Genomic DNA, 13,561 nt, shown 5'->3' on the forward strand with positions numbered 1-13,561 from the left:
TAAGCAGAATTAAGGTTTTCCAAATCGACATTATACTACCAAGGCGATATAATTGGAAAAGAATCCTGATATGAGTGATTTCCTAGCTGTTATGCTATTTGTAAGGTTATTGAACCAAATTTACTGGTTGACTGTTTTGGGAATCGTTGGTATTATTGATATCATTAAAGAGAGAACGTTGTCGAATTATGACATTTTAAAACTATGGCGAGAGGAGCAATGATCAGTTATGATGAAATCAACTGGTATTGTAAGAAAGGTAGACGAACTGGGTCGGGTAGTTATCCCCATTGAACTGCGCCGTACCTTGGGCATTGGAGAGAAAGACGCACTTGAGATTTACGTGGACGGAGAACGTATTATGCTCAAGAAATACGAACCGGCCTGCATCTTCTGCGGCAATGCCGAGAATGTTACTTACTTCAAAGGAAAAATTGTTTGTCACGATTGCATATCAGAAATCCCAACACCTGTGACAAATTAAGATTTTTAGTATATAATAAGAGTAATTCAAATTGTTAATTCTAACCTTTTTCATATCTCCTTGGTGTCTCCTCGGCTTAGAACCCGGCCGTGGGAGGCATTTTTTTTGATTGTCGGCGGGATGACCGCTACAAGGAGAAGAGAAGCAGCCGCACGATGCATCCTAACTCCGGCTGCTTCCATTTTGCCACAAATTCCCTAACCTCGGAAAAACTTTCATCCCTATAAAAGGCGACTGTCTTTTCAAAAATGTGGTTTACCCACCAAATTACTCTCTTCTACCTATTGCTCCTTCACCACTGCATTTATTACAATAGCGCGTTATACACATCTCTTTTGGAAACACCACGATCGGCGGCTGCCTTCTTCATGGCGTCTTTCCTTGGCAACCCTTCCCCTTCGTAATGCTCCACATGCTCTTCCACCGTCAGCTCCTGCCACCAAGCATCCCGCTGCTTCTGCTCCTCCTTCGGATCTGCGCCTTCCAGTACGAGGCAGTATTCGCCAATCGGAGCATGCTCCTCCAGATACTCGAGGCATTCTTCAATGGTTCCCCTGACAAACTCCTCATATCGCTTGGTCAGCTCACGGGCGAGCACAATTCTCCGATTGCCGAGAATTTCAAGGATGGCCTTGAGTGTCTTCATTACCCGATGAGGCGATTCGTAAAACAGCAGCGTTCCGGATGCCGCCTGCAGCGGCTCCAGCACCGCTTGAATCTCTTTGCGTTCCCGGGGAAGAAAACCGATAAACGTAAAGCGCTCGGTCGGAAGTCCCGACACGATCAGGGAGGATAATGCAGCATTGGCACCCGGGACCGGAATAACGGAAATCCCTTGTTCCAACGCCAGCTGGACGAGATCGGCCCCGGGGTCGGAAATCGCCGGCAGACCGGCATCGCTGACAAGAGCCAAATTTTTTCCTTCTATTATATAGCGTATTAATTCGGGTCCGCTTGCCGCCTTATTATGCTCATGATAGCTGAACAACATCGACGGGGAAATGTCGAAATGGGTGAGCAGCTTGCGCGTCTGCCTTGTATCCTCTGCGGCGATGATGTCACAGGCCTTTAGCGTCTTTACCGCCCGAAACGTCATGTCCTCCAAATTGCCGATGGGCGTGGCCACCAGGTATAACGAACCCGGCGCGCCCTCTTCTTTTTCCTGAAAACTGCTTTGTATGCTCAGACTCATTCTTTTCCCTCTTTAGCTCCATAATAAATATCCAGAATTTCCGGGCAGTAGCTGTTATTCTCATTATATACAATGAGCGGCGGCAGCAACCGCACCTCCGGCTTGCCTTCCCTCATCGCCTCGACCAGCACCATATTCGCCTCCAAGTGGGCCCTCGGATGAACAAAGCGAATCCGTTTCGGCTCCAGCCGATGCTGCCGCATCAGCGATATAATGTCTGCAAGCCGCTGCGGCTTATGAACCATGCTGACTTTCCCTCCGGGCTTGACCAATCTGAAGCAGGTCTGAATAACCTCTTCCAAGGTGCAGCTGATTTCATGGCGGGCGATCGCCTGGTGAGGATTCAGCTTGATATCGCTGCCGTTCAGCGGCATATAGGGCGGATTGACTGTAATGGCGTCATATACGCCGTGACCGGTCTCCTTGTGCAGCTCCCGCAAATCGCCTTCGCGGATGAGAACCCGGTCATTCAAGCCGTTCAGCTCCACGCTCCGCCGGGCCATGTCCGCCAGACGGGGCTGAATTTCAATACCTTCGATGGCCGCCGCAGTACGGGTGGTGAGCAGCATCGGAATGACACCGTTGCCCGTACACAGGTCGAGCACTCTCCCCTTGGCCGGAATTCCCGCGAAGCGTGCCAGAAGTACCGCATCCATGGAAAAGCTGAACACTTCGTCGCTTTGGATAATATGCAAATCATGCGTCAGCAGATCGTCGAGACGTTCCGTCGGCCGCAGGCTTACCTGTGATTTATCAATTTTCATTCTTCATTTTCCTTCTCTGCAGCATAGGGTAACCTTCCTTGGTACTTTACATAAAACCATTGTAAACCATAAAAACATTGAAAAAAAACCGTAGGGAGTTATCCTACGGCTTCATTTATTCAGAAAAGACAGGCAGAAAAGGCAATCGCCTTCTGTGCGCAAATGTCCATAATAGACGTTGCATATATGGAAACCTTCGTGATACAGCCTCGCGAGGTTGTCGTATCCTTCCCCCACCACGTCCTCGATCTCATGCTCCTGCTCTGCTGTGGCATGGGCCGGTTGTGGCAGCGGGGATCCTTCCTCCGGTATGGCTCCTTTTAATATTTTGCGCAGCTGCTCATTCTCCAGGCTCAGGCGGTTGTTTTCCTCCAGCAGCTCTTTGATGAGAAGCTTCATTTCACCCAGATCACTGTGAACCTGCTCCATTTGTGTTTCCATCTCTTGAATGTGTGCAAAAATATTTTTCTTTTCCAAGTTTCCACCCCGAAAGTAACCTCTACGGTTTACTTGATGACAACATCATCCAATGGCAGTTCCTTGACCTTGCTGATTTCAAACAGCTGGACATGGACGCTTCGGCTGCCGGCATTGATACCGACCACTTTGCCTTCTCCCAACGATGTGATGACGATTTTGCCTACTGATGGCAGCTCTTCCTTCACACTTTCATAATTATCATGCTCATATTTCAGACAGCACATGAGTCTTCCGCACAAGCCGGAAATTTTGGTCGGATTCAGCGACAAGCTCTGGTCTTTAGCCATCTTGATGGATACAGGCTCGAAATCGCCGAGCCAGGACGAACAGCAAAGGATGCGACCGCATGGGCCGATACCGCCCAGCATCTTGGCTTCGTCACGCACACCAATTTGTCTAAGCTCGATCCGCGTCCGGAAAATACCGGCCAGATCCTTGACGAGCTCGCGAAAATCCACTCTTCCCTCAGCCGTAAAATAAAATATAATTTTATTTCGGTCAAACGTAAATTCCACATCCACCAGCTTCATCTTGAGGCCGTGATCGCGGATTTTATTTAAACAGGTGGCAAAAGCATCCTTGGCGGCCTGCTTGTTCTCTTCCACAACCCGTGCGTCAGAATCACCGGCGATCCGGATGACCTTCTTCAGCGGGAGGACCACATCGGATTCCTGCACCTCTTTTTTTCCAACGACAACCTTGCCGTATTCGATACCGCGCGCCGTTTCGACGATAACGCTGTTATCCTTCTCAATCGGGAAATCGAGCGGATCGAAATAATAAATTTTGCCCGCCTTTTTAAAACGGACACCCACTACACTGTACAAAAACTAACCCCCTTATATGCCAGAGACCATTGGCTAGCCTTGAAGCTATCCTTCCAAACCGATTAAAAACTGTTCAAGACAGAGTTGGCTATTCACATTGTAGCGCAATTTTTTCCTGCATTCTGCGGCTAAATCCATATAGGAGACCCATTGTGCCGTGCTGCGGGTTAAAGCATGTGTAGACAAAAAGTCCAACTGATCTATGAAAACGATACTTTCGTGCTTACCGTACTGAACGTGAAGCATATCTTTGAACCACAAATGAAACAAATTAAGCAGTGTATCCAAGTGATCGGATAACCCGGCTTTGAACACCTTCTGCCCTGCGGTCACCAGAGCGGAGCTGCCGCGGCCTAGAGCTTCCTTCCCTAATTGTAACACTACGTTTCTAATTTCTGCAAACCAATTCTGCTCCATCAGCTCGCGGCATCCGTCCAGTCCCGACGATAGGTGAACGGCGCATCTGGCAAGCGGTGAAGGGTATCCTTCATCCACCAGCGTCTGCAGCATCAACCCGGGGCTGAGCGGGGTAAAAGGCACCAGCTGCGCGCGCGACTGAATCGTTGGGAGCAGAGCCTGTCCATTCTCCGTAATCAAAATCGCCACGGCCGGAATGGGCGGCTCCTCAAGAAACTTCAGCAGGCTGTTGGCCGCCTGCACGGTCATCGTATCAGCCTGGTCGATAATATATACCTTCGGATTCTTTGATTCCGAGCGATAGGAAAAGACCCGCTGTAAGTCGCGGATCTGGTCGATTTTGATAGACGATCCATCCGGAGCAAGGAGATGAAGATCGGGGTGATTGCCGTGTTCCACTTTGCGGCATTCGAGGCATTGTCCGCAGGCGTCGTCCTCAAGCGTAGTACAGAAGAGTGCTTGGGCAAACGTCCGGGCCGTCTTCATCTGCCCGCTCCCCGCTTGACCGCTGAATATATAAGCATGGCTGACGGAGTTTCGGCGAAGGGCGTTTTGCAGCATTTGCTTTGCCGCATCCTGACCCGCAATATCTGCAAAAGACATATTTCCTCTCTTCCCAATATCGATGGACCGGAAGACGGATCGCCTGGCCGGCGCATCGATGTTACAATACGGCATTCTATCTATACCTATAGTTTATCATGTACGATGGGCTTTACCTATTCCTATTTCTTCTAATCTGTCAGAACATCAAATTGATCAGCATACCGCGGATTTCCCCAATCCGCTGCAGCAGCTCGATTTTCCCCTGTTCGCTCTCCAGCATATCATCGGCCAGCCCCAAAAGGGCCGAGTCGATTTCATCAATCAGATTGTAGCGCTTGCCCCGGCCTCTGCGGTCCCAGCCACGAGCTTCCTTCATCCGGACTCCACGGCGGACCGTATCCTCCAGAAACCGTTTGACCAGCATACGGTAGGCCTTCAACTCGCGGATCGTCATCGATCTAGCAAGGCGGTCTCCCTGCATCTGAATCTCTTTAAACCGGCGGTCAAGCTCCTCCTGCGATACCTTCTCGCCGTGCTGCTGCATGATATCGGAAAACGATTTGGGCTGAATCTGCTTCGCATTGCCCTCGTTAATCTGCAAATCGCTCTTTAGGGGTCTGAACCCCGGATTAATCTTCAATGGATATCTCCTGCCTTAAAAATGTTCGAAACGGTCAACCGGCAGAACGAACACGGTAGCACCGCCGACTTGAACCTCTACGGGGAGCGGCAAATATGAATCGGTCGTACCGCTCATCGGGGTTACGGGAGTGACGAGCTGTTCCCGAACCTTACAGCTGCTGCGGATGACGTTCATCACGGCTTCAACCTGGCTGTCATCCACCCCGATCATAAATGTGGTGTTACCTGCCCGCAAGAACCCGCCGGTACTCGCCAGTTTCGTCGCCCGGAAGTTCGCCTTGACCAGACCTGCCGACAAACGGTTGCTGTCCTTATCCTGTACAATCGCAACGATCAGTTTCATCTTGCATTCCCTCCTCGCTTATTTAGACCTGCCCATCCATATAGATTGAACCAAAGTAAGATGTAATAATCTAATAAACTAACATTGATGTCCACATTTGCATCATTAATTTAGTTCATTCTATATAGCTGCAGGCTGCTACTGTACTTATTTGACAAAGATCCTCAAAAATCCTTTAAAATCGCTCCTGAAGCACACGGATGATATCCTGTTCCACGGCAGACTGCTCTTTGGAAGCATCAATGACGACGATGCGCTCCGGATAACGGGATGCGATGATATGATAACCTTCCCGTACCTTCTGATGAAAAGATAAACCTTCAAGATCCAGGCGGTTGACCTCGCGTCCCTGATTTGCCGCAATCCGCTGCAGTCCGGTCTCCGGCTCGATATCTAAATAAAAGGTGAGATCCGGCATCCGGTCATGAATGGCGAATTGATTAATGGCCCACACTTCATCCATGCCAAGTCCGCGGGCATATCCTTGATAAACCAGGCTGCTGTCGACGAATCGGTCGCAGATCACCGTGAGGCCTTTCTCCAGGGCAGGCTCCACCTTTTCAGCAAGGTGCTGTCTTCTTGAAGCAGCATACAGAAGCGCTTCGGTTCGGGCATCCATGGCCGTATGGGACGGATTCAATATAATTTCCCGAATTTTCTCGGCAATTTCAATGCCTCCCGGCTCTCGGGTCATCATATAGGGGATGGCGAGCCGGTTAAAATATTCACCAATTTTTCCGATCACGGTTGTCTTCCCGGACCCTTCGCCTCCTTCCAGCGTAATAAATGCTCCTGGACCAGTCATAAATGGCTTCCCTGCTTTCTGTTTTTCTTATATACAATAATCGTTCGTAGATTCGGATCTGCCGCCCCCTGGCACTTCGCTCCCGCATTGGACAGGACGCGAAGCCTTGCTGCCGTATCCTCGGTGATCCGCTCTCCCGGATACAGTAACGGGATTCCCGGAGGATACGGAATAATCATTTCTGCGGCGGTTCTGTCCGCGCACTCCCGAAGAGAGACCGTTTCGGTATCTTCAGCAGGTATGGGCTGCAGGCCGAATGGAATAGGCTCTGAGACGGTGGCCTGGGCTAAAATGTTCCACGTGGAAAATTCGGCAGGGCTGCCTTGCGTCTTGGGCAGGCTGGACGCTCCCGTTAGACTTGAATCTTTTTCCGCCTCCGTCTGAACGGAATGGCGGCTTTCAGCTGCCGGTGAGGCATCTGCTGAGTTCTGGGCGTCCGCCTTCTCTACAGTTATATGCCGGAGGGCATCCAGAAGGTGACGGGTGTCTTCCTCGGTGGACCCCAAGCTATATACCAAGACCACGTATCGGTCATCGCTCATCTCCGGTACGCAGCCATACGCCTCAAGCCGCTCCTGCAGCTCATATCCGCTCAGGACGCCGGTGTCGTCATACATGACGACCTTGAAGGGGTCCTGCGTGGTGTATGCGGCTGCCGGAGGGCGGATGGCCGCCTGCGCAGTGCTGCCCGCCGATGCGGCGCCGGCGGCGTCTTGGGGCTGCTGCCCCTGCGGGTGCAGCAGCTTGAAGCGCGGCAGCTCCGCCAGGCCGCGCACCAGGGCGTCCACGGCGGCGAGCCCCGCCGTGAAGGCGCCGGCGCCCTGCACATGCAGCAGGCGCCGGGCCAGGTCCAGCGAGCCCATAATCGGGTACGATGGGCTCGAGCTCTGCACCATGGCGAGCCGCTGGCGGAGCAGGCCGCGGTCGATCCGCGGCCCTTGGACGTGCAGCATGGCTCCCATGGTGAGCGCGGCCAGCATTTTGTGCGTCGACTGTACGACGCCGTCTGCTCCGCTGGCCAAGGCACTTCCGGGCAGCCGCGGATGCTGCCCGTAATGGGCGCCGTGCGCCTCGTCTACCAGCAGCGGTACCCCGTGCTGGTGGCACGCCTCCGCAAGCGGCGCCAAGTCGCTGCCCATGCCGTAATAGTTCGGCATGGTGACCAACACGCCCTTGGCCTGCGGATAGGCGGCCAAGGCGGCGGTGACGGTCGCTGCGGACGGGGCTACTGCCAGTCCGCTGACCGGATCGGGCTCCGGCTGGATAAAGACCGCCTTCGCCCCCGCCAGCATCAGTCCATGGATCACCGATTTATGGACATTCCGCTGGACGATCAGCAGATCCCCCGGCTTGCTGCAGACCGTCAGAATCAGCGCTATATTTCCGGATGTACTCCCGCCAACCAGGAAGAAGCTCTCCTCGGCTCCAAAACAATCCGCCGCCAGCGCTTGCGCCTCCCGGATCACGCCCTCCGGGTGATGTAGATCGTCTGTCCCTGTGATTTCAGTCAAATCCGCCTGCAGCACATTCTGCAGAAATCCGGCTCCCCCGGATTCGGTATAGGCCTGTCCTTTTTTATGTCCGGGTACATGAAATGAGGAATAGGCTTTATCTTTCATCTCCTGCATCATCTCGTATATAGGTGCACGTTCCTTGTTCACATGTTGCTTTTTCATCCCCAGCCATAATCCCTTCCGGTTTCAATCTCTACCCTATTTTATCGCATATTGAATCATCCGGCTAACGGTCACCGTATAAAGTCACTAGAAATAGTGGGGCATTTACTTAGATAAATGCACAATTTACGCAACCGCTTGAAAAGAAACGTCTACCAACGTACATTCGTGGTAGCCAGACCAGATGTATCAGCAGTTTCTATTGCGAACCAGGGGCGGCTGAGTCACCGCGGCTTTTAGGTGCTTATAACCTTTTTCTATGCAAAAAAGGGACAGCTTCCCGCTGTCCCCCTGTACAAAATACCTGCTTACGCGTTGGTCTGTAAATTGATTTGTCTCATCTGATGGATAAAATAATGGTATTTGGCGTCTTCGGCATTTGTATGCACCATTTCACATTCGCACTCTTCGCAAATAAATTGTGATATAATGGTGATTCCTTCTTCTTTGACTTGCCCGCAAATAATACAGACGTGTTCGGTTTGATTTTCCATCAACCATCCCACCTTATTTCATTAATTACTATCAAGTATGACTCATTTTCTATTATTTTAAACCTTTTCATAGTGGTTTCATATCCCCCTTTGATTCCTTACATACATATTCCCCGCAATCCCCGCGAGTGTCTGTACAGGAATTTTAAAAAAAGTCTTTCAATCAGCCGATATATGAATTAAAGACCTCTAGGAGGTGGAGCGTTCTCCATGCCGGATGAGAATCACGTTAACGCAACCTTTTACCACTATAAATTAATCAAAAAAATACCGGTTTCCCGGCTGCTCGTGCGCCTATATCTGCTTCTTCCCTACATAGCTTTGATTTCATTCATGATCGTCATTTCCTGGACCAGCTGCTTCTATTTTGTTCTCGCCGCACCGGTTATGCTCTGGATCCATTATGTTATCTCCCGATCGGTCCTGCTGTTATCAGGAACACCGTTTCGTAAACGATGGAAATTTTCGCTGCGGCTGCCATGGCTCGGGTATATCACCGATCAACATATCAGCTACCGCCTGTTTCGGAGAGTCTATATCTATATCACTGGATTTGGCCTGCTCCTGCTGGCTGTGATCATGTTTTGGTCACCGGTTCCCTTCACACTGTCCTTGCTGTTCTGGCATCTCTGGTTCCTGCTTCCGCAATATTATGCTTTTCTTCGTTTATTGAAGCTGCGTAAAGACGGCATGATTAAACTGAACGCACAGGACATCTCCTATTATCAGCAGTAGCCACTCGTCATCATTATGATGAACTTGGAGGCCCCTCTTACACAGAGGGGCCTTTGGCTTGCACGCATAATTAAAAAACCCGCATCCTTGGATGCAGGTCACTATAAATCGGTATCCACACTTTCAACTGTCGCCTTACCCTTAGTTAAAACGGTCACCGTAAAATAATCTTTATGAATGGTTAAGTTAATTACCCGGCTCTGCTTCTCAAAAACGTGCGAGTTCCCTTCGGCCTCCTCCGTTTTTTCCTTCCAGCCCCACTCTTTAATCTTATTCAAGTAAGCTTCCGGAATCTGTTCATCTTCTTTGAGGCCTTTCATCGAATAGCGTACATAGTCTAATTTAGAATTACCGGATGTCCGATCAGTACGGTTCGCTTCCTTCGGTACCGGAAAGGTTTTATCGTTCGCAGCTCCTTCAAAGGATGTCCACGAGGGCTCGCTTTTCATACAGCCGGTAAGCAGCAAACAGACGACTCCAAACACAAGAAGAGCATGCAGCCACGGTCTATTGAGCATGTATGTCCTCCTTATATCGCAAAAGTAATAATTATTCAGTTTTCTTAGGCACCCCCAAACATGTACATACATATTATACTGACTACTTCTGCCCTGTCGGTAACAAAAATGTTACTTCGTTTGGAGAGTATACAAACCTTATGCATGATAGCGAATAGGCAGCTGCGGTGTCTCGATCTTTTCTAATGACAAAAGATTCATAAACCCATATCATGTCCATCCCGAATCCTATGTTCTCAAGACTTCCCTAACGGCCAATTTTATCATGTCGTCTAGCCTACAGGATGTATTCCATGAATAAAAAATTCAATCCTTCTTGTTAATGAATACGATAGGATCTGTATTTCATAACCCATTTTCTCTCATACACATAATTAAAAACAAAAAAACCACCGTTGATATTCATCAACAGTGGTCCTTCGCTTGGCAACGTCCTACTCTCCCAGGACCCTTCGGTCCAAGTACCATCGGCGCTGGAGGGCTTAACGGTCGTGTTCGGGATGGGTACGCGTGGAACCCCTCCGCTATCGCCACCAAACGTTCAAGTGTTTGATCACCTGAAAACTAGATACGAAACGAATCTGTGTTTTATATTTTTTTGGATAAGCCCTCGACCGATTAGTATTGGTCAGCTCCATGCATTGCTGCACTTCCACCTCCAACCTATCTACCTCGTCGTCTACAAGGGGTCTTACATACTGGGAAATCTCATCTTGAGGGGGGCTTCACGCTTAGATGCTTTCAGCGCTTATCCCGTCCGTACGTAGCTACCCAGCCATGCTCCTGGCGGAACAACTGGTGCACCAGCGGTACGTCCATCCCGGTCCTCTCGTACTAAGGACAGCTCCTCTCAAATTTCCTACGCCCACGACAGATAGGGACCGAACTGTCTCACGACGTTCTGAACCCAGCTCGCGTACCGCTTTAATGGGCGAACAGCCCAACCCTTGGGACCTACTTCAGCCCCAGGATGCGATGAGCCGACATCGAGGTGCCAAACCTCCCCGTCGATGTGGACTCTTGGGGGAGATAAGCCTGTTATCCCCAGGGTAGCTTTTATCCGTTGAGCGATGGCCCTTCCATGCGGTACCACCGGATCACTAAGCCCGACTTTCGTCCCTGCTCGACTTGTAGGTCTCGCAGTCAAGCTCCCTTCTGCCTTTGCACTCTTCGAATGATTTCCAACCATTCTGAGGGAACCTTGGGGCGCCTCCGTTACTCTTTAGGAGGCGACCGCCCCAGTCAAACTGCCCACCTGACACTGTCCCCATACCGGATCACGGTACCAGGTTAGAACCTAGATACGATCAGGGTGGTATCCCAACGGCGCCTCCACCCAAGCTGGCGCTCAGGTTTCAAAGGCTCCCACCTATCCTGTACAGATCGTACCCAAATCCAATATCAAGCTGCAGTAAAGCTCCATGGGGTCTTTCCGTCTTGTCGCGGGTAACCTGCATCTTCACAGGTATTAAAATTTCACCGGATCTCTCGTTGAGACAGCGCCCAAGTCGTTACGCCATTCGTGCGGGTCAGAATTTACCTGACAAGGAATTTCGCTACCTTAGGACCGTTATAGTTACGGCCGCCGTTTACTGGGGCTTCGGTTCACAGCTTCGGGGTAAACCCCTAACCGCTCCCCTTAACCTTCCAGCACCGGGCAGGCGTCAGCCCGTATACTTCGCCTTGCGGCTTCGCACAGACCTGTGTTTTTGCTAAACAGTCGCTTGGGCCTTTTCACTGCGGCCCCCTCGTGCTATTCACACTACCGGGGCACCCCTTCTCCCGAAGTTACGGGGTCATTTTGCCGAGTTCCTTAACGAGAGTTCTTCCGCGCGCCTTAGAATTCTCTTCTCGCCTACCTGTGTCGGTTTGCGGTACGGGCACCTTCACCTGGTTAGAGGCTTTTCTTGGCAGTGTGAGATCATGACCTTCGGTACTGTAATTTTCCCTCCCCATCACAGCCCAGCCTTAATAGTGTGCGGATTTGCCTACACACCAGCCTCACTGCTTGGACGAGCATCCATCAGCTCGCGTCACTACCCTCCTGCGTCACCCCATCACTCATAACGGTTTACGGTGGTACAGGAATTTCAACCTGTTGTCCTTCGATTACGCCTGTCGGCCTCACCTTAGGTCCCGACTTACCCTGAGCGGACGAGCCTTCCTCAGGAAACCTTGGGCTTTCGGCGGATCAGATTCTCACTGATCTTTTCGTTACTCATACCGGCATTCTCACTTGTATACGCTCCAGCACTCCTTACGGTATACCTTCAACGCTGTATACAACGCTCCCCTACCCCTGATGCAAAGCATCAAGCCATAGCTTCGGTGGTGTGTTTAGCCCCGTTACATTTTCGGCGCAGAGTCACTCGACCAGTGAGCTATTACGCACTCTTTCAATGGTGGCTGCTTCTAAGCCAACATCCTGGTTGTCTGTGCAACTCCACATCCTTTCCCACTTAACACACACTTGGGGACCTTAGCTGATGGTCTGGGCTGTTTCCCTTTTGACAATGGATCTTAGCACTCACTGTCTGACTCCCGGTTACAAGTCAATGGCATTCGGAGTTTGACTGAGCTTGGTAACCCTTGCGGGCCCCGCACCCAATCAGTGCTCTACCTCCACGACTCTATTCACCGAGGCTAGCCCTAAAGCTATTTCGGGGAGAACCAGCTATCTCCGAGTTCGATTGGAATTTCTCCGCTACCCCCACCTCATCCCCGAATTTTTCAACATTCGTGGGTTCGGGCCTCCAGTGCGTGTTACCGCACCTTCACCCTGGACAGGGGTAGATCACACGGTTTCGGGTCTACGTCCACGTACTTAATCGCCCTATTCAGACTCGCTTTCGCTGCGGCTCCGGCTTCTCACCTTAACCTTGCACGGGAACGTAACTCGCCGGTTCATTCTACAAAAGGCACGCCATCACCCATAAACAGGGCTCTGACTTCTTGTAAGCACACGGTTTCAGGTTCTATTTCACTCCCCTTCCGGGGTGCTTTTCACCTTTCCCTCACGGTACTGTTTCACTATCGGTCGCTAGGGAGTATTTAGCCTTAGCAGATGGTCCTGCCAGATTCATACGGGGTTTCACGTGCCCCGCACTACTCGGGATCCGTCTCGGAGGGAACTGACTTTCGGCTACAGGGCTTTTACCTTCTATGCCGGGCCTTTCCAGACCTCTTCGCCTAACCAATTCCTTTGTAACTCCATGTGAGACGTCCCACAACCCCGGCCAGCAAGCTGACCGGTTTAGGCTGTTCCGCGTTCGCTCGCCGCTACTGACGGAATCACTCTTGTTTTCTCTTCCTCAGGGTACTTAGATGTTTCAGTTCCCCTGGTATGCCTCACCATAACCTATGTATTCAGTTATGAGTGACTGACTATTACATCAGCCGGGTTTCCCCATTCGGACATCCCCGGATCAAAGCTTGCTTACAGCTCCCCGAGGCAGTATCGTTGTTCGCCACGTCCTTCATCGGCTCCTAGCGCCTAGGCATCCTCCGTGTGCTCTTAGTAGCTTAACCATGCTACTTTTAAAACTTAACTTGTTGTGACACAAGTTCAGCTAAAAGGATATTTCTAAAACGCAGATTCGTTTCGTTATCTAGTTTTCAAGGATCAAATTGAGAGTTTG

The 13,561-nt window shown here is 50.8% G+C and carries 13 protein-coding genes and 2 rRNA genes; 2 read left to right on the forward strand and 13 right to left on the reverse strand.

The genetic code is table 11. From position 1 onward, the window contains the following. The first annotated feature begins 229 nt into the window (after window positions 1-229). A complete protein-coding gene (locus tag MKY74_RS03805; RefSeq protein ID WP_036712714.1) occupies window positions 230-484 on the forward strand; it encodes an AbrB/MazE/SpoVT family DNA-binding domain-containing protein in 255 nt (84 codons plus the stop codon). 307 nt (window positions 485-791) lie between these two features. Here MKY74_RS03805 and rsmI read toward each other — a convergent pair whose 3' ends face one another. From rsmI to MKY74_RS03855, 10 genes are all read right to left on the reverse strand, one after another. Then, window positions 792-1,676: a 16S rRNA (cytidine(1402)-2'-O)-methyltransferase gene (gene rsmI, locus MKY74_RS03810; protein WP_076176649.1), complete on the reverse strand. Its 885-nt coding sequence runs from the start codon at window positions 1,674-1,676 to the stop codon at window positions 792-794. Then, window positions 1,673-2,440 (reverse strand): tRNA1(Val) (adenine(37)-N6)-methyltransferase, encoded by a 768-nt coding sequence (locus MKY74_RS03815; RefSeq protein ID WP_076176648.1) that lies wholly within the window; start codon window positions 2,438-2,440, stop codon window positions 1,673-1,675. The genes rsmI and MKY74_RS03815 overlap by 4 nt, the downstream gene beginning before the upstream one ends. 111 nt (window positions 2,441-2,551) lie before the next feature. Then, a complete protein-coding gene (yabA, locus tag MKY74_RS03820) occupies window positions 2,552-2,917 on the reverse strand; it encodes a DNA replication initiation control protein YabA (RefSeq protein ID WP_076176647.1) in 366 nt (121 codons plus the stop codon). A gap of 29 nt (window positions 2,918-2,946) precedes the next feature. Continuing rightward, window positions 2,947-3,747, reverse strand: coding sequence for a PSP1 domain-containing protein (locus MKY74_RS03825; protein WP_076176646.1), 801 nt, complete (start codon window positions 3,745-3,747; stop codon window positions 2,947-2,949). 45 nt (window positions 3,748-3,792) lie between these two features. Next, window positions 3,793-4,767: a DNA polymerase III subunit delta' gene (gene holB, locus MKY74_RS03830; RefSeq protein WP_076176645.1), complete on the reverse strand. Its 975-nt coding sequence runs from the start codon at window positions 4,765-4,767 to the stop codon at window positions 3,793-3,795. A 139-nt stretch (window positions 4,768-4,906) separates the two neighbouring features. Next, complete coding sequence (locus MKY74_RS03835) at window positions 4,907-5,350, reverse strand: YaaR family protein (protein ID WP_076176644.1); 444 nt, start codon at window positions 5,348-5,350, stop codon at window positions 4,907-4,909. A 15-nt stretch (window positions 5,351-5,365) separates the two neighbouring features. Continuing rightward, window positions 5,366-5,695 (reverse strand): cyclic-di-AMP receptor, encoded by a 330-nt coding sequence (locus MKY74_RS03840; RefSeq protein WP_036712689.1) that lies wholly within the window; start codon window positions 5,693-5,695, stop codon window positions 5,366-5,368. A gap of 175 nt (window positions 5,696-5,870) precedes the next feature. Further along, window positions 5,871-6,500, reverse strand: coding sequence for a dTMP kinase (gene tmk / locus MKY74_RS03845; protein ID WP_076176643.1), 630 nt, complete (start codon window positions 6,498-6,500; stop codon window positions 5,871-5,873). After that, window positions 6,497-8,176 carry an aminotransferase class I/II-fold pyridoxal phosphate-dependent enzyme gene (locus MKY74_RS03850; RefSeq protein ID WP_076176642.1) on the reverse strand — a complete coding sequence of 560 codons (1,680 nt, stop codon included), beginning with the start codon at window positions 8,174-8,176 and terminating at the stop codon, window positions 6,497-6,499. The genes tmk and MKY74_RS03850 overlap by 4 nt, the downstream gene beginning before the upstream one ends. A gap of 308 nt (window positions 8,177-8,484) precedes the next feature. Next, a complete protein-coding gene (locus tag MKY74_RS03855) occupies window positions 8,485-8,670 on the reverse strand; it encodes a sigma factor G inhibitor Gin (protein WP_076176641.1) in 186 nt (61 codons plus the stop codon). 210 nt (window positions 8,671-8,880) lie between these two features. On the opposite strand from MKY74_RS03855, the gene MKY74_RS03860 reads away from it, so the two are divergent. Further along, complete coding sequence (locus MKY74_RS03860) at window positions 8,881-9,405, forward strand: hypothetical protein (protein ID WP_076176640.1); 525 nt, start codon at window positions 8,881-8,883, stop codon at window positions 9,403-9,405. Window positions 9,406-9,506: 101 nt separating this feature from the next. Here MKY74_RS03860 and MKY74_RS03865 read toward each other — a convergent pair whose 3' ends face one another. The 3 genes from MKY74_RS03865 to MKY74_RS03875 form a co-directional block, all read right to left on the reverse strand. Then, window positions 9,507-9,923: a hypothetical protein gene (locus MKY74_RS03865; RefSeq protein WP_076176639.1), complete on the reverse strand. Its 417-nt coding sequence runs from the start codon at window positions 9,921-9,923 to the stop codon at window positions 9,507-9,509. 421 nt (window positions 9,924-10,344) lie between these two features. Then, window positions 10,345-10,461, reverse strand: a 5S ribosomal RNA gene (rrf, locus tag MKY74_RS03870). A 60-nt stretch (window positions 10,462-10,521) separates the two neighbouring features. Continuing rightward, window positions 10,522-13,451: ribosomal RNA gene (locus MKY74_RS03875) — 23S ribosomal RNA — on the reverse strand. Between the last annotated feature and the right edge of the window lie 110 nt (window positions 13,452-13,561).

Origin of the sequence: Paenibacillus sp. FSL R5-0378 (genome assembly GCF_038009285.1) — a bacterium.
GTDB lineage: Bacteria > Bacillota > Bacilli > Paenibacillales > Paenibacillaceae > Paenibacillus_AQ > Paenibacillus_AQ favisporus.

Bases quoted from the DNA above. Each gene is read 5' to 3' on its own strand.
- MKY74_RS03840 (WP_036712689.1), bottom strand. From the start codon at position 5,695: ATGAAACTGATCGTTGCGATTGTACAGGATAAGGACAGCAACCGTTTG.
- MKY74_RS03860 (WP_076176640.1), top strand. From the start codon at position 8,881: ATGCCGGATGAGAATCACGTTAACGCAACCTTTTACCACTATAAATTA.
- rsmI (WP_076176649.1), bottom strand. From the start codon at position 1,676: ATGAGTCTGAGCATACAAAGCAGTTTTCAGGAAAAAGAAGAGGGCGCG.
- tmk (WP_076176643.1), bottom strand. From the start codon at position 6,500: ATGACTGGTCCAGGAGCATTTATTACGCTGGAAGGAGGCGAAGGGTCC.
- MKY74_RS03805 (WP_036712714.1), top strand. From the start codon at position 230: ATGATGAAATCAACTGGTATTGTAAGAAAGGTAGACGAACTGGGTCGG.
- MKY74_RS03815 (WP_076176648.1), bottom strand. From the start codon at position 2,440: ATGAAAATTGATAAATCACAGGTAAGCCTGCGGCCGACGGAACGTCTC.
- holB (WP_076176645.1), bottom strand. From the start codon at position 4,767: ATGTCTTTTGCAGATATTGCGGGTCAGGATGCGGCAAAGCAAATGCTG.
- MKY74_RS03850 (WP_076176642.1), bottom strand. From the start codon at position 8,176: ATGAAAAAGCAACATGTGAACAAGGAACGTGCACCTATATACGAGATG.
- MKY74_RS03855 (WP_076176641.1), bottom strand. From the start codon at position 8,670: ATGGAAAATCAAACCGAACACGTCTGTATTATTTGCGGGCAAGTCAAA.
- MKY74_RS03865 (WP_076176639.1), bottom strand. From the start codon at position 9,923: ATGCTCAATAGACCGTGGCTGCATGCTCTTCTTGTGTTTGGAGTCGTC.